This is a genomic window from Salibacterium halotolerans (assembly GCF_900115625.1).
Classification (GTDB): Bacteria; Bacillota; Bacilli; order Bacillales; family Marinococcaceae; genus Salibacterium; species Salibacterium halotolerans.
Map to the genome: position 1 here is coordinate 83,827 of NZ_FOXD01000013.1, position 20,876 is coordinate 104,702.

21 protein-coding genes, 17 tRNA genes and 1 rRNA gene are annotated in these 20,876 nt (G+C 49.1%); 8 read left to right on the top strand and 31 right to left on the bottom strand.

Going from position 1 to position 20,876, the window contains the following annotated elements; translation table 11 throughout:
- Nucleotides 1-20: 20 nt before the first annotated feature.
- Nucleotides 21-1,424 (bottom strand): SpoVR family protein, encoded by a 1,404-nt coding sequence (locus BM124_RS11905; RefSeq protein ID WP_093337828.1) that lies wholly within the window; start codon nt 1,422-1,424, stop codon nt 21-23.
- Between the two features lie 134 nt (nt 1,425-1,558).
- Between BM124_RS11905 and BM124_RS11910 the strand changes: the two genes are divergently transcribed.
- Both BM124_RS11910 and BM124_RS11915 read left to right on the top strand, forming a co-directional pair.
- On the top strand, nt 1,559-1,813 hold the full coding sequence (locus BM124_RS11910) for a hypothetical protein (RefSeq protein WP_093337830.1): 255 nt from the start codon (nt 1,559-1,561) through the stop codon (nt 1,811-1,813).
- 20 nt (nt 1,814-1,833) lie between these two features.
- A complete protein-coding gene (locus tag BM124_RS11915; protein ID WP_093337831.1) occupies nt 1,834-2,106 on the top strand; it encodes an acylphosphatase in 273 nt (90 codons plus the stop codon).
- 90 nt (nt 2,107-2,196) lie between these two features.
- On the opposite strand, the gene BM124_RS11920 is transcribed toward BM124_RS11915, so the two are convergent.
- From BM124_RS11920 to BM124_RS11930, 3 genes are all read right to left on the bottom strand, one after another.
- Entirely contained in the window at nt 2,197-3,033 is an 837-nt protein-coding gene (locus BM124_RS11920; protein ID WP_212634962.1) for an arylamine N-acetyltransferase, read from the bottom strand.
- 177 nt (nt 3,034-3,210) lie between these two features.
- Nucleotides 3,211-4,947, bottom strand: a complete 1,737-nt coding sequence (locus BM124_RS11925; protein ID WP_093337834.1) for a phospho-sugar mutase — start codon at nt 4,945-4,947, stop codon at nt 3,211-3,213.
- A gap of 43 nt (nt 4,948-4,990) precedes the next feature.
- Complete coding sequence (locus tag BM124_RS11930; protein WP_093337835.1) at nt 4,991-5,557, bottom strand: glycerol-3-phosphate responsive antiterminator; 567 nt, start codon at nt 5,555-5,557, stop codon at nt 4,991-4,993.
- 169 nt (nt 5,558-5,726) lie between these two features.
- Here BM124_RS11930 and msrA point away from each other — a divergent pair, with 169 nt between their 5' ends.
- The 3 genes from msrA to BM124_RS18995 all read left to right on the top strand — a co-directional run bounded on the left by msrA (nt 5,727) and on the right by BM124_RS18995 (nt 6,578).
- Nucleotides 5,727-6,242, top strand: coding sequence for a peptide-methionine (S)-S-oxide reductase MsrA (gene msrA / locus BM124_RS11935; RefSeq protein ID WP_093337860.1), 516 nt, complete (start codon nt 5,727-5,729; stop codon nt 6,240-6,242).
- Between the two features lie 100 nt (nt 6,243-6,342).
- A tRNA-Pro gene (locus BM124_RS11940) sits at nt 6,343-6,419 on the top strand.
- Nucleotides 6,420-6,428: 9 nt separating this feature from the next.
- On the top strand, nt 6,429-6,578 hold the full coding sequence (locus BM124_RS18995; RefSeq protein WP_170841124.1) for a hypothetical protein: 150 nt from the start codon (nt 6,429-6,431) through the stop codon (nt 6,576-6,578).
- Between the two features lie 54 nt (nt 6,579-6,632).
- On the opposite strand, the gene BM124_RS11945 is transcribed toward BM124_RS18995, so the two are convergent.
- The 4 genes from BM124_RS11945 to BM124_RS11960 all read right to left on the bottom strand — a co-directional run bounded on the left by BM124_RS11945 (nt 6,633) and on the right by BM124_RS11960 (nt 10,922).
- Nucleotides 6,633-6,956, bottom strand: a complete 324-nt coding sequence (locus tag BM124_RS11945; RefSeq protein ID WP_093337837.1) for a YbjQ family protein — start codon at nt 6,954-6,956, stop codon at nt 6,633-6,635.
- Nucleotides 6,957-7,025: 69 nt separating this feature from the next.
- Complete coding sequence (yhbH, locus tag BM124_RS11950; RefSeq protein ID WP_093337838.1) at nt 7,026-8,186, bottom strand: sporulation protein YhbH; 1,161 nt, start codon at nt 8,184-8,186, stop codon at nt 7,026-7,028.
- Nucleotides 8,187-8,344: 158 nt separating this feature from the next.
- Nucleotides 8,345-8,896 carry a signal peptidase I gene (lepB, locus tag BM124_RS11955; RefSeq protein ID WP_093337840.1) on the bottom strand — a complete coding sequence of 184 codons (552 nt, stop codon included), beginning with the start codon at nt 8,894-8,896 and terminating at the stop codon, nt 8,345-8,347.
- A 130-nt stretch (nt 8,897-9,026) separates the two neighbouring features.
- Entirely contained in the window at nt 9,027-10,922 is a 1,896-nt protein-coding gene (locus tag BM124_RS11960) for a PrkA family serine protein kinase (protein ID WP_093337841.1), read from the bottom strand.
- A gap of 173 nt (nt 10,923-11,095) precedes the next feature.
- Between BM124_RS11960 and BM124_RS11965 the strand changes: the two genes are divergently transcribed.
- A complete protein-coding gene (locus BM124_RS11965; protein WP_170841125.1) occupies nt 11,096-12,958 on the top strand; it encodes a transglycosylase domain-containing protein in 1,863 nt (620 codons plus the stop codon).
- Between the two features lie 7 nt (nt 12,959-12,965).
- On the opposite strand, the gene BM124_RS11970 is transcribed toward BM124_RS11965, so the two are convergent.
- From BM124_RS11970 to queG, 6 genes are all read right to left on the bottom strand, one after another.
- Nucleotides 12,966-13,523 carry a DUF5366 family protein gene (locus BM124_RS11970; RefSeq protein WP_093337844.1) on the bottom strand — a complete coding sequence of 186 codons (558 nt, stop codon included), beginning with the start codon at nt 13,521-13,523 and terminating at the stop codon, nt 12,966-12,968.
- Between the two features lie 76 nt (nt 13,524-13,599).
- On the bottom strand, nt 13,600-13,965 hold the full coding sequence (locus BM124_RS11975; RefSeq protein WP_244504320.1) for an antibiotic biosynthesis monooxygenase family protein: 366 nt from the start codon (nt 13,963-13,965) through the stop codon (nt 13,600-13,602).
- Nucleotides 13,966-14,234: 269 nt separating this feature from the next.
- A complete protein-coding gene (gene trmL, locus BM124_RS11980; RefSeq protein WP_093337846.1) occupies nt 14,235-14,708 on the bottom strand; it encodes a tRNA (uridine(34)/cytosine(34)/5-carboxymethylaminomethyluridine(34)-2'-O)-methyltransferase TrmL in 474 nt (157 codons plus the stop codon).
- 124 nt (nt 14,709-14,832) lie between these two features.
- On the bottom strand, nt 14,833-15,720 hold the full coding sequence (locus tag BM124_RS11985) for an amidase domain-containing protein (protein WP_244504321.1): 888 nt from the start codon (nt 15,718-15,720) through the stop codon (nt 14,833-14,835).
- 122 nt (nt 15,721-15,842) lie between these two features.
- Nucleotides 15,843-16,373, bottom strand: a complete 531-nt coding sequence (locus BM124_RS11990) for a methylated-DNA--[protein]-cysteine S-methyltransferase (RefSeq protein ID WP_093337847.1) — start codon at nt 16,371-16,373, stop codon at nt 15,843-15,845.
- Between the two features lie 12 nt (nt 16,374-16,385).
- Entirely contained in the window at nt 16,386-17,522 is a 1,137-nt protein-coding gene (queG, locus tag BM124_RS11995; protein WP_093337864.1) for a tRNA epoxyqueuosine(34) reductase QueG, read from the bottom strand.
- A gap of 42 nt (nt 17,523-17,564) precedes the next feature.
- On the opposite strand from queG, the gene BM124_RS12000 reads away from it, so the two are divergent.
- Both BM124_RS12000 and BM124_RS19000 read left to right on the top strand, forming a co-directional pair.
- A complete protein-coding gene (locus tag BM124_RS12000; RefSeq protein ID WP_244504322.1) occupies nt 17,565-18,305 on the top strand; it encodes a B3/B4 domain-containing protein in 741 nt (246 codons plus the stop codon).
- Nucleotides 18,306-18,631: 326 nt separating this feature from the next.
- Nucleotides 18,632-18,853, top strand: coding sequence for a hypothetical protein (locus tag BM124_RS19000; protein WP_170841126.1), 222 nt, complete (start codon nt 18,632-18,634; stop codon nt 18,851-18,853).
- A 103-nt stretch (nt 18,854-18,956) separates the two neighbouring features.
- On the opposite strand, the gene BM124_RS12005 is transcribed toward BM124_RS19000, so the two are convergent.
- From BM124_RS12005 to rrf, 17 genes are all read right to left on the bottom strand, one after another.
- A tRNA-Leu gene (locus BM124_RS12005) sits at nt 18,957-19,039 on the bottom strand.
- A 25-nt stretch (nt 19,040-19,064) separates the two neighbouring features.
- Nucleotides 19,065-19,155: transfer RNA gene (locus BM124_RS12010), tRNA-Leu, on the bottom strand.
- Between the two features lie 16 nt (nt 19,156-19,171).
- A tRNA-Cys gene (locus tag BM124_RS12015) sits at nt 19,172-19,246 on the bottom strand.
- 40 nt (nt 19,247-19,286) lie between these two features.
- Nucleotides 19,287-19,361 (bottom strand) — tRNA-Gly (locus BM124_RS12020).
- Nucleotides 19,362-19,364: 3 nt separating this feature from the next.
- Nucleotides 19,365-19,439: transfer RNA gene (locus BM124_RS12025), tRNA-Gln, on the bottom strand.
- A gap of 10 nt (nt 19,440-19,449) precedes the next feature.
- Nucleotides 19,450-19,525 (bottom strand) — tRNA-His (locus tag BM124_RS12030).
- Nucleotides 19,526-19,545: 20 nt separating this feature from the next.
- Nucleotides 19,546-19,619 (bottom strand) — tRNA-Trp (locus tag BM124_RS12035).
- 8 nt (nt 19,620-19,627) lie between these two features.
- A tRNA-Tyr gene (locus BM124_RS12040) sits at nt 19,628-19,712 on the bottom strand.
- A 10-nt stretch (nt 19,713-19,722) separates the two neighbouring features.
- Nucleotides 19,723-19,798 (bottom strand) — tRNA-Thr (locus tag BM124_RS12045).
- A gap of 7 nt (nt 19,799-19,805) precedes the next feature.
- Nucleotides 19,806-19,881 (bottom strand) — tRNA-Phe (locus BM124_RS12050).
- 57 nt (nt 19,882-19,938) lie between these two features.
- Nucleotides 19,939-20,014: transfer RNA gene (locus BM124_RS12055), tRNA-Asp, on the bottom strand.
- A 254-nt stretch (nt 20,015-20,268) separates the two neighbouring features.
- Nucleotides 20,269-20,345, bottom strand: a tRNA-Met gene (locus tag BM124_RS12060).
- A gap of 14 nt (nt 20,346-20,359) precedes the next feature.
- Nucleotides 20,360-20,435, bottom strand: a tRNA-Val gene (locus BM124_RS12065).
- A 9-nt stretch (nt 20,436-20,444) separates the two neighbouring features.
- Nucleotides 20,445-20,519, bottom strand: a tRNA-Glu gene (locus BM124_RS12070).
- A gap of 18 nt (nt 20,520-20,537) precedes the next feature.
- Nucleotides 20,538-20,630: transfer RNA gene (locus BM124_RS12075), tRNA-Ser, on the bottom strand.
- A 4-nt stretch (nt 20,631-20,634) separates the two neighbouring features.
- Nucleotides 20,635-20,709 (bottom strand) — tRNA-Asn (locus BM124_RS12080).
- A 72-nt stretch (nt 20,710-20,781) separates the two neighbouring features.
- A 5S ribosomal RNA gene (gene rrf, locus BM124_RS12085) occupies nt 20,782-20,876 on the bottom strand; the annotation flags it as partial.

Consider the following 20,876-nt stretch of genomic DNA (forward strand, 5'->3'; position numbering starts at 1 on the left):
AGAGAAGCTCCCCGGTTTTTTTACAGCCCTTTTCGAAAAACCCTGGTTCCGTTGTACGTGAACAGGGTCGGTTTGTTGTCCAGGACGGTTTCCACATGAACACTTCTTCCCCATAACTGGTATAGGTAAGGAAGTGTTTTCTCCAGGTACGTCACATCGAGCTCTTCTTCCTCATAACGGTGGGTAATATACAATTCCCCTCTTTTTTCATAATCCCCGTCTGACACGACAAGATAAGGAAAGCCTCCATTTACTCTGGAACGGATCAATTGGTCTTTCACCTGCTGCCACTCTTTATCCACAATGGTGTAATCGCGTCCCTGTTTCTGGAACACATACATGTCTTCCTGCTGCACCAACTCTTTCGTTACATAGTTGCGGATAAAGGACGTATCCGTCTCAAGCTCTCTCACTTCAAACAATTTATCTCTCCCGCTTCCGGGTTTCACTCCGGCCCGCTGCAGTGATTCATCGGGATGATCCCATCTCTTTTCAATGGTCTCAAAAATTCTCAGGCCGAGATGATACGGATTGACGGAAGTACGGGAAGGCTGGATAACGCCCGCGTTCAGTTTCGCAAATTCAATGCTCTCTTCCGGTGCAAGATCAAGTTCTCTCATAATCCTCGCGTGCCAAAAAGACGCCCAGCCTTCGTTCATGATTTTGGTTTCCAGCTGCGGCCAGAAATACAGCATTTCCTCCCGTATCATCGTCAGCACATCGCGCTGCCAGTCCTCCAGTTCACGGCTGTGTTCTTCAATGAACAGAAGCAGATCCTTTTCCTCCTGTACCGGAAACTTTTTCTTTTCGGATGGAGCTTCTTCTGGTTCCGGCCTTTCTCCGAGCTCGAGAAGATCATCATACGGACCACCGGTAAATTCCTTCACACTTTCTGCCGCTTCCTCTTCTTCCCCCTCCCGGCGTATCAGACTGGGATCAATATGCTCCTGCACCGAAAGTACGGCATCCAGAAAAGCCTCCACCCGGCGGCGCCCGTACAATTCTTCGTACCGGGAAATACGCTCCGCCGCGGCCGCCATACTCTCCACCATATCTTTGCGTGTTCCGGCAAAACGGATATTATTTTTAAAAAAATCACTGTGAGCAAGCACATGCGCGACAATCAATTTATTCTGCACGAGCGAATTGTTATCAAGCAGAAACGCATAACACGGATTGGAATTGATGACTAGTTCATATATCTTACTTAAGCCCAGGTCGTAATGCACTTTCATTTTGTGGAAGTTTTTCCCGAACGTCCAATGCGGGAAACGGGTCGGCATGCCGTAAGCACCGAACGTATAGATGATATCAGCCGGACAGATTTCATAACGCATCGGGTAAAAATCGAGACCGAAATGTTCCGCTGTTTCCGTTATACGGTCAATCGCTTTTCGCAGTTCTTTTTCTTCAGAAGTCTGCATCGTGTCCCTCCTCCCCTGTTAATTCCACTATATGAAACAAGCGCCAAAGCATGCCTCCGGATACGGACTGCTATGGATTGAAGGGAGAAGAGAAGTCGGGGTATAATAGGGAAAAACCTTGATGTATTTGAGGTATGACGAAAAACCGGGTGATAACTGTGGAACTGGTTCGATGCAAAAAAGATGTCGTCAAAAAGCTTGGTCATGATTTTGTGGAAATCGATCCGCCGAAGATTCTGTTTAAGGCTGATTATTTTTATCCTGCCTTTCAGGATCAATACGGAACGTGGCTGGCTGCCGATGAAGAAGGGGAAGCTCATGTGATCTCCGAAGCTCCGGAACAGGTGGATGATGACCCCTGGTTTGAGCTGTATTTCAAAAAGGTATAACTCCTTTAGGAGGTGTTACGATGCTGAAACGTCATGTTATTGTTCACGGAACCGTGCAGGGAGTCGGATTCCGGCAGTTCACGGTGACAGAAGCGAAAAAAGCAGGCGTCAACGGCTGGGTGAGAAACCGGATGGAAGGCACGGTGGAGATAAAAGCGGAAGGAAGCGAAGAAGCGATGAACACCTTTGTGGAAGCCATTAAAGCCGGCCACCGTTTTGCATCTGTGACGGATGTCGATATTTCCCCGGCCGACAACGTCGAACATAAAGGCTCCTTCACCGTCCTTTATTAATAAAAAGGCAGACAGTATAGAAAACCGGGACGAATGGTCTTCCATGCCGTCCCGGTTTTTTCGATGCACTTTTGCCTGCAGCAAATCCGGTTACGTCCGGCTGAAAATGCCCGCTCCCCGCTGCTCGAGCTGCTGCAGGGCTTCGTATACTGGAAGGTCCGGCATTCTGAATTCCCGGACCAGTACGTCCCGGACGGCTTCCTCATCCGGAAGATCTTTGGTCATAACCGACCCGTTGCCGTGACGAATCGTGAACGTTCTGTTTATAAGGGATAAACCCCTTCTTTGATCCGGTTCCCACAGCTGACAGCGGAGCATGTTCATAAACGATGCCTCCTGCTGGAATGTGGCGGCAATCCAGGGCGCAAAATCGGCATAGCTCATTGCTTCATAGATCGAAAACGTCCATTTTTTATGGGTAATCTGACCATTTCTCGTTCGTATGTAGGAATACACGCCTTTTCCTTCCCCGGGAAGGAAAAACAACTGCTCTCCGGCAAAGGGTGGAATGGCACGTTTTCTTCCCTGGAAAGGGATTGGTTCAAATAACGGGGCGGTTGTTCCCACGTCTACATACAGCAGCCGGTTCGCCGACCCCGGATCTTTTATGATCACAGCCATATGTTCCTCGCCGGGACGAATCAACCATCCTTCAAAGCCGAGAGCCTCCAGAAGCTGGAACAGACACGCATTAAGGGTGAAACACGTTCCTCCGCTCTGATTCGTCTCGTGGGACGCAAGAAAGGCATGCACGTCCGTGACGCGTTCCAACGTTTCTCCGTCCCGTGCCAGCAGGAGCTTGCTGACATTCTCAAACGGAAACGTACGGACGTGGGCGCGGATGATTCGTTTTAAAAATTTCCGGGAAGGCGGCTGCTGCTTTAATCGAAGAATAGTTAAATAGCGTTCAAGCCAGTCACGTGACATGGTCTTCTCCTTTTCCTCTTTGTAACAGGGTTTTACTGGTGTACTCATGCGCTGAAAAAAACTCCGGAAAACAGCGGTTCCCGGAGTTTGCTGGTGTATACCGGCCGGGTGCGTGGAGCATCCGTTTGATCCACGTCCCGTACTTCCGCACAAAAGGTGTTTCATTGTCGTTAGTTGTCAGATGGTATCATGCACCATTTTCATCATGTCGTTTTTCAGACGGGACAGCGCTTCTTCTGCCTCGTGTTCGGTTTCTTTGCATACGCCGAAATAAAATTTCATTTTGGGCTCTGTACCAGACGGACGAATGCAGCACCAGGAACCATCGTCGAAAATATATTTTAACACGTTGGAAACCGGTAGTTCGATCGTTTCTTTATGCCCATTTTGAACGATGGTTCTCTCCTGTGTCTGATAGTCCTCGATAACCGCTGTTGGTTTGTTGTTGAGAGACATCGGGGGCGTTTGCCGGAATGTCTGAAGAAGGGCTTCAATTCTTTCGATTCCTTCCATGCCTTTTAGTGTCATCGAATCGAGGTCTTCTTTGTAGAAGCCGTATGTTTCGTACACATTCCGGAGCGCATCGTGAAGCGTCCTGCCTTCTCTTTTATGCCAGAGCGCCATTTCTGACACAGTGAGAGCCGCCTGGACCGCATCTTTGTCGCGGACGACACTGCTGATCAGATAACCGTAAGACTCTTCATAACCGAATTGGAACGCATAGGTGCCATCTTCTTCAAACTGTTTGATTTTTTCTCCGATGAATTTGAAACCAGTCAGGGTATCGAGCGTGGTCTGGCCGTAATGTTCTGCTACCGCCCGTCCAAGCTCTGACGTAACAATCGTCTTCATGACGACACCATTTTCGGGAAGTACACCCTGCCTCTGCCGCTCGGAAAGAAGGTACTCAAGCATCAGGGCCCCGGTCTGATTGCCGCTCAACAATTCATACCTTCCATTTCCATTGCGGGCTGCAATCCCTATCCGGTCAGCATCCGGATCTGTTGCAATCAGAATATCTGCTCCCTCTTTCTCCCCTTCGATTCCCGCCGCATCAAACGCTTCTTCTTCTTCGGGATTGGGACTTTTCACAGTGGAAAATTCCGGGTCCGGAAGCGCCTGATCTTGTACCACATGGACGTTTGAAAACCCGCTCGTTTCAAGAAGCCGGGTCACTGGAATATTCGCTGTTCCGTGGAGCGGGGTGAACACAATCGAGAGACGGTCCCCCTCTGTCTGCACCATATCAGGATTTAACATAATCGTCTGCAGATCATCATTGTACGCATGATCAATGTCTTCTCCAATCACTTTCAAAAGACGGGACGCTTTCATTTCGTTCTCATCGGCCGTGTCGACCTCAAACTCATTTTCCACCGAATCCACTTTCTCCATCAAGGATTCGGCCGGCTCCGGCGGCATCTGGCCTCCGTCTTTCCCGTACACTTTAAACCCGTTGTATTCAGGTGGATTATGGCTGGCGGTCACAACAATGCCGGCAAATGCATCAAGATGCCGGACCGCATAGGATAATTCCGGCGTCGGGCGCAGCTCCTGAAATATGTAGGTCTGAATGTCATGAGCTCCAAGTGTCAGAGCGGCCTCGAGCGCAAACTCAGGCGAGCGGTGCCTCGAATCATATGCGATGACAACACCTTCCGCCTTGGCCTGGCTTCCATGTTCTTCTATGTACCGTGCCAGTCCTTCAGCCGCTCTCCGGATTGTATATCGGTTCATCCGGTTCGTGCCGGGACCTATTTCCCCGCGCATGCCGCCTGTACCAAATTCCAGGTATTTGTAAAAATGGTCTTCCAGTTCTTTTTCGTTTTCTTCCACGTTTTCGAGCTGCTCTTTCAGATCTTTCTCGAGACCTACAGCTTCCTTCCATCGTTTCCAGTTCTCTCTCCAGTCCATTGCTGTCACATCCTTTTTCGGATAGTTACTGTCTGCCTTGTATCTACTGCTTCCGTCCGGAAAATTGTTCCGTCCACAACGCACGTTTCGTCGTTGTAACGGCCTCCGCTCCGGCCTCAAAAGCTTCTTCCACGTCTTGTCTGCTGCGGAGAAAACCACCGGCGATCAAGGGAATCCCGGTCTTCTCCGCTACTTCACTGACAATGGCCGGCATTCTTCCCGGAAGAACTTCAATGACATCCGGTTCTACTTCTTCTACAATCTTATAACTCGTTTCAAGCGCGCTCGAATCAATCAGAAACAACCGCTGCACGGACAACAGCCCGTGTTTTTTAGCAGTGGTCAGCACCTGTTTTCTCGTTGATATCAATCCGTGGGGCCTTATCTGTTGACAGAGAAACTGTGCTGCGGATTCATCATGGCCGAGCCCCTGGATTAAATCAGCATGCACGATCAGTTTTTTTCCGGCACGCGAAGCCATCTGTGTCATGCTTTTTAACTGCGCCAGCCTGGAGTTCAACAGGACGACGTAAGTCGACGGGCTCTCCAGTATTTTCTCAAACTCTTTTTCCGTGCGGGCAGCGGGAATTATTTTTTCATCCTGAAACATCGGCGGATTCCTTTCTGTGAACAATGTCTGATTCCATCATAAAAAAAATGCGGGCACTTTTCCACTTTGAACGAAAATTTCCTTTGTTTGTTTTTTGTCTTTTCTCTCTGCTATAATTTTTCCGTACCGCATCCACGGGGAGGGAGAAAAATTGAGCGAACGTAACACAATCGAGAAAGCAACGTTTGCCGGAGGCTGTTTCTGGTGCATGGTCAAACCTTTTGATCAAATGGAGGGCATTCACGGCATCACGTCCGGCTACACCGGCGGTCATACCGAAAACCCGGCGTATGAAGATGTCAAAACCGGGGAAACCGGCCACCGCGAAGCCGTTCAGATTCTATTTGACCCGGAAGTATTCCCGTACGAAAAACTGCTCTCGCTGTACTGGCCGCAGGTGGATCCAACGGATGACGGCGGACAGTTTCACGACCGCGGACCGCAGTACCGGACAGCTGTCTTTTACCATAACGATACGCAGCGGCAGCTCGCCGAAAAGACGAGACAGGAGATAGCAGACAGCGGCCGCTTTAAAGAACCGATTGTAACCGAAATCGTGCCTGCTTCAACGTTTTACCCGGCGGAGGCGTATCACCAGGACTTCTACAAAAAACAGGAAAAAGCATACCTCGAAGACCGCCAAAAATCCGGCCGGGATGAGTTTATTGAGAAACACTGGCGTTAAGAGAACGCGCCGGTGTTTTCCACTGCCGGAAAAAACATATAAACAAAAGGATTGAAATACATTGCTTATTATAATACAATATGTATTGTCCAAGTCGATACGGGATGTAGCTCAGCTTGGTAGAGCACAGGCATGGGGTGCCTGGGGTCGCAGGTTCAACTCCTGTCATCCCGACCAGTTTTTTAGTTGACTGAATCGAACCATATACTGCAGCACACGAAGCCGCTGGAGGAGCACTACTCTGAAGCCGGCTTTTTTTATGTCCGCGCGAAAACCATGCGATTAGACCCCTTATGGAAACAATCGAAAGAACCCGGACGGTACCGCCTTCCATAAACAGTTTGGAAGACCATCGTCCGGGTTTTCATCAGATCTGCCGTTTTCGTGCTGTTATTCTTTCTTCTGCAGCTTCACCGCGGTGCCGAACACCATCACTTCGGAGGTGCCGCTCATAATCGAAGAGGAGGAATAGCGGATACCGATTACAGCATCTGCGTTCTTTTCCCGGGCTCTGTCCACCATTTCTCTTTCTGCATTATCCCGTGCCTCCAGAAACATTTCTTCGTATTCTTTCATTTTCCCGCCGACCATCGACCGGAAATTACCGAGTATATCTTTCCCGATATGCTTGGCGCGGACGGTATTTCCTTTCACAACCCCCATCGCTTCGACAACTTCATACCCTGGAACATATTCTGTAGAAACGATAATCATGCTCATTCTCCTTTTTTATGCTCTGTTCTGCCACGTATACGGTTTCCTTCCGGCAATAGTATCACCGCCTCAGGCCGTCTCCGCATTATGGTTGGAAAAAAACCATAGCAGTGCTTCAAATACGTCCGTTTTGTTTTGCAGGATATAGTAACGAAAGCGTTCGTCCTGAATGTTCCGGTAAGAGTGCAGCAACGTGGAATGACGACGGAACTGATTGACTTCGGCATAACCGACCATGCTCGATACATCCATCAGTTCCTCGAGCAGACGCAGGCATTTCTTGTTATCAGACGTTAAATTGTCCCCGTCTGAAAAATGAAAGGGATAGATATTATACCGCTCCGGGGGATAATCCTTTTCAATCGTCTCCAGCGCCTTTTCGTACGCGGACGAGCAGATGGTGCCTCCGCTTTCGCCTTTGGAGAAAAACTGTTCTTCACTGACCCGCTTCGCTTCCGTATGATGCGCAATAAATTCAATATCAACGGTCTCATATTTCGTCCGCAGAAATCGTATCATCCAGAAGAAAAAACTGCGCGCCATAAATTTTTCCCAGCGTCCCATCGAGCCGGACGTGTCCATCATAGCAAGAATAACCGCTTTGGATTCCGGTTTTATTTTTTCATTCCATGTTTTAAAACGAAGGTCGTTCTCCGAAATCGGGTTAATCTTAGCTTTTCCATCCAGCGCATTGCGTTTAATGGCGGACAGAATGGTTTTACGCTTATCAATGTTACCCATCAAGCCTTTTTTACGGATATCATCAAATTCAATATCTTCTACAATGAGATCATCCTGTTGTTTCTGCCTTAAATTCGGAAGCTCCATTTCGTGGAACAGCAGTTTTTCCAGCTCTGCCATCGTAACCTCGGCTTCGTAGTAGTCGGAGCCGGCCTGATCTCCCGGACGGGATTCTTTTCCCGGTCCTTTCTTTCCGGGCTCCCGGGCGATGACATCCCCTTCTTCGCTGCTTCCGTCACCCTGCCCGGTGTATTTATTATTTTCGGTATTATAACGAATCTTGTATTCGTCCATGGAACGTATCGGTATCCGTACGACATCACGCCCGTTTGACATTACAATGTCTTCTTCGGTAATCAGATCAGGAAGATTGTTCCGGATAGCTTCCTGGACTTTCTCCTGATGGCGGCGCTGATCCTGATGACCTTTCCGGTGAAGGGACCAGTTTTCCTTTGAAATGACAAAACTTCGGTTCGCTTTCTCTGACATAGTAGGGTCCCCTTTCCCCTGTATTCTATGAATCAACTTACTGGTATATCCTATGCGGGGGGAAAGATGCATTTGCAGCATTATTCTGAATAAAACAAAACTTCCACTGCCGCACCCGGTATTTTTGTCCAAAAAAAGGACCGCCATTTGGCAGTCCCCTATCCCATCACTCTAAATTCGTCAACCGGCCAGTACCGGAGATTTGCTTCGCCTACAACCTCGTCCATATCGACAAAGCCAATCCGCCGGCTGTCCATGCTGTTGCGTCTGTTGTCTCCCAGTACAAAAATGTGGCCTTCGGGGACGGTTTCCCGGCCTGTCACTTCTTCCAGTGTGAAATCCGAGGTGAACGGTCCCCGCTCCGCCTCGCTGCGGTAAGGAGCCAGGTATTCTTCCTTCACGGCCTCTCCATTTACATACAAGGTGTCATCTTCATAGCGGATACGGTCTCCCGGCAGTCCGATGACCCGTTTGATATAATCACTCTCTTCATTGGCATGAAAGACGACTAAATCAAAACGATCGGGCTTGGAAAATTCATACCCGATTTTATTTATAATGAGCCGTTCCCCATTTTCAATGGTCGGCATCATCGATTCACCGTGTACCATATAATTGGCAAAGAAAAACGTTCGGATTATGAAAACAATGATGACGACCACGGCAAATGTTTTGATCCAGTCCCATACTTCTCTGGCTATCGTATTCATGTTCTGTCCACCATCCTATCTCTTTTCATAATGTATCATGCTTCAACGTTATGAGCAATTGATAGAAAAGTGGACACAAGAAAACCCTGTGGACAAAATCGGCCACAGGGTACGGCATTCTCTCTTTTATTCAGCGGTTTAACAGGCTTCCTACATAGCGGAGCAGTTCGTTGGCGGAAACGGAATTGTAACCATGTTCATCTATCAGACGCGCTGTCACTTCATTGATTTTCTTCAGCTGCGATTCATCCGGCGTTTTGGTGGATGTCGTTATTTTCACTACATCTTTCAGGTCGGCAAACAGTTTCTGCTGGATAGCTTCCCGGAGATGTTCATGGGAATTGTAATCGAATTTTTTACCTTTTCGCGCATACGCGGAGATGCGGATCAGAATTTCTTCCCGAAAGGCGCGTTTGGCGTTTTCAGAGATACCAATCTGTTCTTCAATGGAGCGCATCAGCTTCTCATCCGGACTCATCTCCTCTCCGGTGAGCGGATCTTTCAGCTTGTTTTTATTACAGTAGGCCTCTACGTTATCCAGATAATTGTCCATTAACGTTTTGGCGGATTCTTCGTAGGAGTACACAAACGCCTTCTGTACTTCTTTTTTAGCCGCTTCATCGTATTCTTTTCGGGCTGCCGCGATGAAATCAAGGTATCTTTCTTTATCTTCATCCGAAATGGACGCATGCTGGTCGAGACCTTCTTTCAGAGACCGCAGCACATCGAGCGCATTAATGGATTCCACGTCTTTGCGGATAATCGCGGACGATATCCGGTTGATCACATAACGCGGATCAATACCATCCATCCCCTCATCCTGGTATTCTTTTTTCAGCTCTTCCACATCCTGATCCTTAAAGCCTTCAAGCTCTTCTCCGTCGTACAGTTTCATTTTCTTCACCAGATCGACCGTTTGATTCTTCGGCACTTTCAACCTTGTTAAAATGGAAAAAATCGCAGCCGTCCGGAGGGCATGAGGCGCAATATGAACATCCGCCATATCACTCCCGGCGATCATTTTTTCATAAATACGCTCTTCTTCACTTACCTTCAAATTGTACGGAATGTTCATGACGATAATTCTTGAGTGCAGTGCTTCATTCTTTTTATTGTTGATAAACGCCTGATACTCCGCTTCGTTGGTATGGGCAACGATCAGTTCATCCGCGCTGATGAGCGCAAAACGTCCGGCCTTGAAGTTTCCTTCCTCACTCAGGGAAAGCAGATGCCAGAGAAACTTTTCATCACACTTCAGCATTTCCTGAAATTCCATAATCCCGCGGTTCGCTTTATTCAGTTCCCCGTCAAACCGATACGCCCTTGGGTCGGACTCGGAGCCGTATTCGGCGATCGTGGAAAAATCGATACTTCCGGTAAGGTCCGCAATATCCTGCGATTTCGGGTCGGATGGGCTGAACGTTCCGATCCCCACACGTTTGTCTTCCGAGAAGAAAATCCGCTCGACCATAACATCTTCAATATTTCCCCCGTACTCTTTTTCCAGGCGCATCATGTTTAGAGGCGACAGACGGCCTTCGATATGAATCCCGTATTCGTCATAAAATTCGTCGCGGAGGTGCGGCGGAATCAGATGAAGAGGGTCTTCCTGCATCGGGCAGCCTTCGATGGCATACACCGCACCGGCATCTGTTCTGGAATACTCTTCAAGACCCCGCTTCAGCATTGTTACAATCGTTGATTTACCGCCGCTCACTGGGCCCATTAACATTAGTATTCTTTTTTTTACATCGAGCCTCCGGGCCGCAGAATGAAAGTACTCCTCCACCAGCTTTTCCAGAGGTTCTTCGAGTCCGTATATGTCTTCGCCGAAAAAACGGTACATTTTTTGATTATCTTTTTCAAGCACCCCTGCGTCTTTGATCATATTGTAAACCCGGGAGTGCGAATGCTGCGCGATATGAGGATGCTTTTTCACCAGTTCCAGGTATTCTTTAAATGTACCTCTCCACTCCAGCTGCTTTTCTTTTTCCTGGTGCTCCCGTATTTTATTAATAATCTCCAACGTGCGAGCCTCCCCTTTCGATGCATAGTAAATAGTTCCAATCAGCAGAAATGCCTGACAGCTTTGTCCGCGTATTACTTCTATTTCTATGCGAAAACAGGTGGAACATAACCGGGTCTTCTGCCGATATAAAGATAGAAGAAAAATTTGTCCGAAAAAAAGAGGGAATCAACATGAGAATGTCAGCCGGATACTTGTTTATTGCATTGTTTATGGTAATGTTTTCTGTATTTCTGCTTGGTGTTCTGGACGAAGAAAAGAAAGCCGTCTCGTTTGAAAAGACGCTGGAAGATACAGACATTAAGAAACCGGACATTGATCAGAACAGCTATATTTATGATGAAACAGGAGCTGTTGTTTCCGAGTTATCTAAAGGGCAGAATCGTCGTTATCTGGATATAGAAGACATCCCGCGCCGCGTGAAACAGGCTTTTCTTTCGACGGAAGACAGGCATTTTTTCGAACATGAAGGTGTCGACATGACGGCCGTCGCCCGGGCGCTTGCTGTGAATGCAAAAGCCGGGAGTATCGAAGAAGGGGGAAGCACCATCACCCAGCAGACCGTGCGGAACCTGTTTTTGTCACATGAACAGTCGTACAACCGGAAGTTGACCGAAGTGCTTTATGCGTATCAAATGGAGCAGGAGTATTCCAAAGAGAAAATTCTGGAGTTTTATATCAACTCCATTTACTTTCAAAATGGAGTATACGGTTTTGAAACGGCCGCGCACTTTTATTTCGGAAAGCCAAGCAGCGGACTCACGCTCGCTGAAACAGCTTTTCTTGCAGCTGTTCCTGCCAATCCGTCCCACTATGATCCGCTGACAAAAAAGGAAAATACAAAAAAACGGCAGGAATGGATTTTGACCAAGATGCAGGAGACCGGCGCCGTTTCAACATCCCGGGCTGCTGAAGCAAGAAAAGCCCCGATTAACCTTCATGTCAGCGAAACAAGGAACCTCTACCCGGATTATACATTTTATGTGGAGAAGGAATTAAAAGAGTTGATCCGCAAAGAAGAAGGGTTTGCCCGCCGTATGAAAAACGCCGGCGGAGAAGAAGCAGCAGCCATCGAGAAAGAACTGGAGAAACGTGTCCGGGAAGTACTCTCGTCCGGCGTTCACATTGAAACATCCCTGGACCCGGACCTGCAGCAGGAGGTGACAAATGCGGTCGACCGCAGGCTCCGGGGGAAAAACGGAAACGGCGCCGCGGTGGTACTGGATCACCGTACCTCGGGGGTTAAAGCGTTAAGCGGCGGCAAAAACTATGAACCCTATTCTTTCAACAGAGCGTTTCAAGCTTACCGCCAGCCGGGGTCTTCCATTAAACCGCTGCTTGTTTACGGACCTTACATGGATTTGACCGGAGCGGACAGACATGATTTTGTGGATGCCGGACGGTACTGCAAAGGTGACTACTGCCCCTCCAACGCCGGAGGGAGTTATCCCGGGCAGGTCACACTGGAAACAGCACTTGCCCGGTCGTATAATACAGCTGCCATGCGTTTATTTGAAGCAAGCGGGATACAGCCTTCATTTTCCTACCTGGAATCGTTTGGATTTGACCGGGTTGGTGCGAAGGATCATTATTATGCAGCGGCGCTCGGAGGGCTTTCCCGGGGGGTATCTCTGCTTGAACTGAGCAGAGCGTATACCACGTTTTCAAACGGCGGGCAGTACAAACCGGCACGTGCCATAAAGAAAGTAACGGACGGCAGCAAAACGGTACTGTATGAATGGGACGATACACAGCGTCCTGTCTGGAATGATGAGACCAATCAGGAACTCCGCCACATGATGAGAAGTGTGATAACAGAAGGAACCGGCCGCAGAGCAGATCCCGGGACCGGGGAATGGAGAGGGAAAACGGGAACGACCAATAATTATCAGGACCTTTGGTTTGTTGGATATAACAGCCGCTACACAGCCGGCGTCTGGATCGGCAGAGATCAACCGGAATCTTTGGGCGCTGGTCTCCGCGGCACCCATCTGAATCTTTGGAGAGACATCGCAGGCACAGCAGCAGCCAAGTAACCGACCTTTAGACCGGCAGGCTCTTCATCAGGCTGTTGTACAGCCTGAAGCCTGCATACGACGTGGCAGCAGCGGCTGTGCACCAGAACGCGATATGGAAAAATATCAAACCAAACAGGCCGGCACCGCTCAAAGAATCGGAAATGCGGTATACGACAAACACGAAATAAACGAAGGTCGCCCCGAGAAAACAAACCGTGATCCCAAGAGGCATCCATATAAATAAAAGGGAGGCGGCACTGCCGGCAAGATAAATCCAGGTGCCTTTGCGCAGATTCGCAAGTTCGACTCCTTCCACATCTTTGGAGAAAAACAGCAGAGACAGCTCCATTAACGTATCAGCAATCAGTTTCAATGCAGAAAAAATCATAAAGAAAAACAGGAGCAGAAAGAAAAGAAGAGTCAGCTGTATGCCGCCTGCACTGAAAAACTCCAGCATGCCGGCGTACAGTCCAACCTCTTTCAGCCAGCCTGAAATCAGGCGTTCAGTGTACAGAGATAAAGACAGACTGAACAGTAAAATCGAAAACAACGGAAAATGACTCGTCAAATATGTATTTTTCATAAGTTACCACCATCTCCGTATTTGTGTCGCACAGAAAAAGCTGCAGAATAAAGGGCTGCAGCTTCTGCATGGGCCGCTAGAAATGGTGGATGACATCGAATGCTTTCAATGTGCTCCCTGTCGCGGCACTTTTCTTTTCAGACCCATCGGAATGCTGGTGCGCCTTCTTGAACGCATCGCTGTTCACCCAGTCTTCATAATGCTGCTTCGACTCCCATTTTGTAAAGACGACCTGATTTCCATTTTCTTCGTTTTGCTCAAGAAACATAAAATCAATGCATCCCGGCGTGTTTTTCATATGTTCCACACTTTTGGCGAACCTTTCCTGCATCGTTTCCTTTGCCTCATCCGGAACATGAAGCTCGTTCATAACGACATACATTCCAATCACCCTTTCTGAATCAACTTCCGCCAGACGGAGGAAGCTAAAGACTGCTTTCATTATATCAGGAACCGCGTTTTTTACCAAAAACATGAAAACGCCTTTTTCCTTCATTCACAGACGGCTCGTTCTAAGGTATAATGGAATTCAGCAAACACAAACGGGGAGGTTCACACATGAAACTGGTACTTTTGATTGGTCTTTGCATCGCGTTTATGGTCTCCATCCTTTCGGCAGGATTTGAAGACAAGCCTCATAAACACTAATACATGATGAAGAAAAGGGGCGGCTTATAGAACCGCCCCTTTTTCTCATCCCGTGCTGATTGGTCAGCTTAAACCCGGAAACTGCTGCTGGCGGAGGGCTTCAAAGACGATGATTGCCGCGGAGTTGGATAGGTTAAAGGAACGAACCGCTTCGTTCTGCGGGATTCTCAGACACGTCTCTTCATGACACTCGACGATGGATTCGGGAAGTCCGGTCGTTTCACTGCCGAACACGAAGAAATAGTCTTTGTCCGGATCCTCATAAGAGAAGTCGGTGTGCCGGCAGCTGCCGTTTGTTTCAATTAGATAGAACTCAGCCTGCGGCCACTGTTCATTCACCTCATCCAGCGAATCATGATAATAAATCTGCACGTCCGGCCAGTAGTCACAGCCGGCCCGTTTCAACATTTTATCATCGGTCGAAAAACCAAGCGGCCGGACTAAATGCAGAAACACCCCCGTCCCGGCGCAGGTACGGGCAATGTTCCCTGTATTTGCCGGTATCTCCGGATGATATAACACAATATGAATACTCATAAAACGTGCACCTCGTCTACTCGATAAAAATAAACTTTCATTCCTGTCATATTTTACGTCTGGTCAGCCGGCTTCGAGCTGAAACCTGAATTATTATAGCATATCTTTTTCCGGCGTGCCCGCTTCATCCTTGTCCAATCTGAAAAAATTTATAGCGGATGGCAGGCGTCCAGGCGGTCGAATCTTCATACGTCCAATAACGGGATCTGCTGTTTGACGTCTGCGCATTGACAAGCGGTTCCCCGTTGCCGTCGAATCCGGTGACAATGGTGGAATGCTGCCAGTTATCATCGCCGTTGAAGTCGTAACAGATGACATCCCCCAGTCCAAGCTTCTCCGGTTTTTCCGTCTCCACTGCCGTCAATCCGCTGTCAGAGCTGCTTAAATACCATCGGAACGAATGCGCCACCGCCCAGCTGTAACTCCAGTTCGTGCCGCTGTACCACCAGCCGCTCCCCCGGTCCGGCTGTCCCCGCATCGGAGCATCTCCCGCCCGCAGGCATTGTGATATAAAATTCGTACAGTTATCCGAAAACGCCTGATAATCAGGATTATAATTATTCCACCACGCTTCTGCATACTGCACCGCTTTTCGGCGGTCATACATAAAAGAGTGCCGCTCCGGGTAAATCGGCTGCCCTGCGCGGGGCTTTATCTGCATCGGCTGCGGCTGCTCCTGATCAATAATGACATAGCCGTCATGGCTTTTCATTATTCTTGGTATCCATTGTTCTTCCATATGATACCGGCCGTTGATTTTTAACATCCGCCTAAGACGCAGCTGATAGTAGATATGTTCCTGCTTTTCAAACCGCTGCAGCCGGTATGGATGACATGTAATCCTGATTTTCAGAAGATCCGCCTGTCTCCGTTCCAGTGTCCGCTTAAAACGCCGGAGCATCTCCGTTTCCTGCGGAATCGTTTTAGACGGTTTCACCGGACGATGCTGGAGTTGAAAAGACACCCACTGCTGTATGTGCTCTTTCCACGCTTCCATCCAACTTCTGGTCATCGACACACCCCTCCTTCTTATCGTGCCATCGTCACATTCTATTTAAGAAGAGAGGCTGTCATTCCTTTTGGCCGCAGTAAAATAGAAAGACACCCGCCTTATGCGCGTGCCTTCCCGTGTTTTTAGGAAGAAGCGGAAACCGCTCCCTCCATCTGAAGCAGATATTCTTTTTTATCAACGCCGGATCCGTATCCTACCATTTTGCCGTTGCTGCCAATCACACGGTGGCACGGAATGACAAGAGATACTGGATTTTTGTTGTTGGCCATGCCGACAGCGCGGACCGCTTTCGGAGACTGTACCACTTCGGCGATGTCTTTATAGGATCTCGTCTCCCCGTACGGAATATCGTACAGCGCGTTCCATACCGCTATTTGAAAGGCTGTCCCGTATAAATCCAGTGGGAGATTGAACTGCCGGCGGTTTCCGTCAAAATATTCACGGAGTTGTTTCATGATGCCGTGTGTATCCGCTGTATCGTTATCCCAGGCTGACGCGAGGCCGTACTGCTTCAACCACGGAGTGAGAGCCGCTTTGACATCATCCACCCGGCCGTAATGCAGCACACACAACCCTGATGATGTGGCTGCGGTCGTAATCCAGCCGACCGGGCTCTCTATTTCCTGGTACAACAAAGGGCTCTGGATGCTCATCCTACCATCTCCTTATGGAACAAAGTGAGGGGCTTTGGCATTTGCAATTTCCTCCTGCACACTTTCGTCCGTTTCATGCTGTTCTGCCTCATACAGCGCCTGCAAGGCTTCTTCTGTGCCGATCTGTCCAAGAGACCAGGCAGCCGATCCACGGATAACCGGGCGCGGGTCCCGGTGAAGCACGTGCGTGAGCGAATCCAGTGCTTCTTCGGCTTTATATGTGCCAAGGGCCAGAACCGCGTTGCGCTGTATCGGCTTTTTGCCGCGCCATGATCCGGCCATCGGCCCGTACACTTCTTTGAATTCGCGGTTGCTTATCGTAAGCAGTGGTTCAAGCCGCGGCTTCACGACCTCCGGATCCGGTTCAAATTCTTCGTTCTGGTGGTGATCCATGCCCTTGTTTTCCGGACATACGGTCTGGCACGTGTCACAGCCGTAAATACGATTTCCGATTTTTTTACGAAACCGCTCCGGAAGAGATCCTTTCGTCTGCGTCAAAAAGGCGATGCATTTACTAGAATCAAGCTGCCCTCCCTGAACGAGGGCACCGGTGGGACAAGCGTCCACACATTTATTGCACGTTCCGCATTGATCGGTAATCTCTTTATCCGGCTCAAGCGAGAGCGTGGTGATCATCTCTCCAAGATACACATACGACCCGAATTCCGGGGTGATAATCGCACAGTTTTTTCCGCTCCAGCCGATGCCGGCGCGTTCGGCCACCGCCCGGTCCGAAAGTTCTCCGGTGTCCACCATCGATTGATTGCGCGCCTCCGGGGCAATGTCAGCGATGTAATCTTCCAGTTTCTGCAGGCGGTCTTTTAACACATTGTGATAATCCTGACCCCAGGAGGCCCGGCAGAACAAGCCGCGCCTGTCTCCTTTCCTGCTTTTCGGTTCATTTTTCATTTTAGACGGATAAGCCAGGGCAATCGAAATGATCGTTTTCGCCTCCGGCAGCAGCCGCTCCGGCTCCGTCCGCTTTTCAATATCCGGTTCTTCAAAACCAGACTGATACTGAAGACGCTGCTGCTCAATCAACCTGTCCTTTAGTGTGAGAAAAGGATCTGTCGAGGCAAAACCTATTTTATCAATTCCGATCTCTTTGCTGTAGGCAATGATTTTTTCCTTAAGCTCTACTCCTGTCAACATAGCTCTCCTTTCCTTTATCGTTTAATAGCAGGATTCGATATGGTACACTTTACGCAGCACATTGCAGTAGAGGTGGAACATATGATCTTTTCACTTGAAAAAAGCCTGTTTGAACATATACCGGAATTTAAAATCGGTATCGTTGTATATAAAAATATTGTGACAGGGGATTCGCCGAACTTGCTGAAAGGCCGACTCGAGTACTTTCAGGAAACGGTACGGACCGAGCTCGATGAACGCCCTGTCGATGAATACGAAGGCGTCCGCGAATGGCGGGAGATCTTCCGGAAGCTTGGAATCGACCCTAAGCGGTACCGTCCTTCCCACGAAGCCCTTTTAAAACGAATCAGCAGTGGAAAAGACCTGCCCTTTATTCACTCCGCGGCGGATATTAATAATTTCTTTTCACTTCAGTACGACATGCCGGTCGGTATTTATGACAGTCGTGCCTTGACTGATTATATCAAAATCACGCGGGGACAGGAAGAGGACGCAATGGAAGGGTTGAACGGGCGCTTGAACAACATGGAAGGAAAATTAGCGGCTATTGACAGTACAGGCCCCTTCGGCAGCCCGATCGTAGATGCCGGCCGGACGAAAACGACGATGGAAACGACAGACGCCGTACAGATCTTTTATCTGCGCCCGTCCCTTTCCGTGTCGGAGGCAGATCAGCTTCTCCAGGCCAGTTCCAGCATGTTTTTGCAGCTTCACAGCGGCACAGCCCGCACCTACCTGCTTCACCGGGACGTGCCGGAAATCGATACGCATTCAGAATAATTCAGACATGATTATGTAACTTTTTATGCAAGCCACAAAAAACTCATAACGACGTTTGCAGCCGCTCCAGAGTGTGTAAACGTAACTATGAACCAGCCATAGTTACGTTTCTCCCTTTCGTGCATCCGTAAACGTCACCATGAACCCTTCTCTGTTGCGTTTGTCTCTTTTTTTCCGGAATAAACGCAACTTAGAGCTATTAGGAGTGGCTTCCGGACAAAACGTGCAGCCGCTGCATCAGAAATGCGGTCCTTTCCAGACGCTTCGTGACGTTTGAGTCCAAAGATTATATGGCCAACGTCGCTTTTTAAAAATCATAACGACATATGAAGATCTGCCTGCTCCGCTTGCAGAATGGTGTTGTTTTCCGGGTGGCACACCACTCACCACTGGAAAACGCTCAAATAACCTTCCCGAAATGCTGCGATACGGCGGCGCTGCTTTTCCCGATATTCAACCGGATCCAAAAGCTGTTCCTCCTTTTCTTCAGCAAGATTACCTATAGTGTGGCAGAATCTCCAGTGAAGCAAAAGGTGGGTTCTATTTGACGCTTTCTGTACACGTGACCATTTGACGGTCAATCGCGGTAATAATATGCAAAAAACCGAAGTATGCAATGCTGCAAACTCCGGCTGTATTATCGTCTATTCATGGTAGCGGTGGTGGGACTCGAACCCACACTCCGAAGAACGCGATTTTGAGTCGCGCGCGTCTGCCAGTTCCGCCACACCGCCATCCTGATAAGGACCAAGTTAAAATTGGTGCCGAGGGCCGGACTTGAACCGGCACGGTTGGTAGACCAACCGCAGGATTTTAAGTCCTGTGTGTCTGCCCATTCCACCACCCCGGCAGAGGTAGATGTGAAGTGGAGGCGGTACCCGGATTCGAACCGGGGAATAAGGGTTTTGCAGACCCGTGCCTTACCACTTGGCTATACCGCCATGTGGTACCATATGATACCCATGCACATAGTGTGATAACTGGAGCGGAAGACGGGATTCGAACCCGCGACCCCCACCTTGGCAAGGTGGTGTTCTACCACTGAACTACTTCCGCATGTGGCTGGGCTAGCTGGATTCGAACCAGCGCATCACGGAATCAAAATCCGATGCCTTACCGCTTGGCTATAGCCCAAATTGTAGAATGGGGCGATTGATGGGAGTCGAACCCATGCGTGCCGGAGCCACAATCCGGTGCGTTAACCACTTCGCCACAACCGCCATTTTAACAAAGATAAAAATGGCAGGGGTAGTAGGAATCGAACCCACATTGGCGGTTTTGGAGACCGCTGTTCTGCCTTTGAACTATACCCCTGTTTAACATGGTGGAGGGGGACGGATTCGAACCGCCGAACCCGAAGGAGCGGATTTACAGTCCGCCGCGTTTGGCCAACTTCGCTACCCCTCCATTTTTTAAATGGTGCCGGCCAGAGGAATCGAACCCCCAACCTACTGATTACAAGTCAGTTGCTCTGCCAATTGAGCTAGACCGGCACAAAAATGGTGGCTCGAGACGGAATCGAACCGCCGACACGAGGATTTTCAGTCCACTGCTCTACCGACTGAGCTATCGAGCCATGTGTTGAAGCTTTTGATATTGTTTATATCATATCAAAGATATAAAATTGAGTAAATGGCGGGCCTGACGGGAATCGAACCCGCGATCTCCTGCGTGACAGGCAGGCATGTTAACCGCTACACCACAGGCCCTTTTGAAAAGAATAAGCTGCGAATCTCTTCGTCAACTGCGTTCGTGTCGTCAGGTCATGTACTGATGTACATTCCCTCCTCCACTTTCTTGTTTCCTCGACCTTCTTGCTTCTTCTTTCCAAAAGCAAGGAGGTGAATCTCTTCGTCAGCTGCATTCGTCTCGTCAGCTGAAATAGTGTCTCCAGGTTGCATACTGTTGTACGCTTCTTTTTACACTTTTTTCGTTTACGTTCAAATTATGTTTATTAAAAAATTGGTTGCGGGGGCAGGATTCGAACCTGCGACCTCCGGGTTATGAGCCCGACGAGCTACCGAACTGCTCCACCCCGCGATATGAATGATTCATGGTGGAGGGTGACGGGATCGAACCGCCGACCTCCTGCTTGTAAGGCAGATGCTCTCCCAGCTGAGCTAACCCTCCGTATGTAAATGGTGACCCGTACGGGATTCGAACCCGTGTTACCGCCGTGAAAGGGCGGTGTCTTAACCACTTGACCAACGGGCCTTTCATATGTAATCAAAATGGCGGAGAGCGAGGGATTCGAACCCTCGAGGCGGCTCAACACCGCCTACACGATTTCCAATCGTGCTCCTTCGGCCACTCGGACAGCTCTCCAGATTGGCTCCACAGGCAGGATTCGAACCTGCGACCGATCGGTTAACAGCCGATAGCTCTACCACTGAGCTACTGTGGAATGTAATATGTAGTGTTTCACTCTTATTAAGTGACACTTGAGAATTATAACATTTCAAAAGAGAAATGTCCAGCCTGGCGGCGTCCTACTTTCACAAAGGGTTGCCCCTTCATTATCATCGGCGCTGGAGAGCTTAACTTCCGTGTTCGGCATGGGAACGGGTGGGA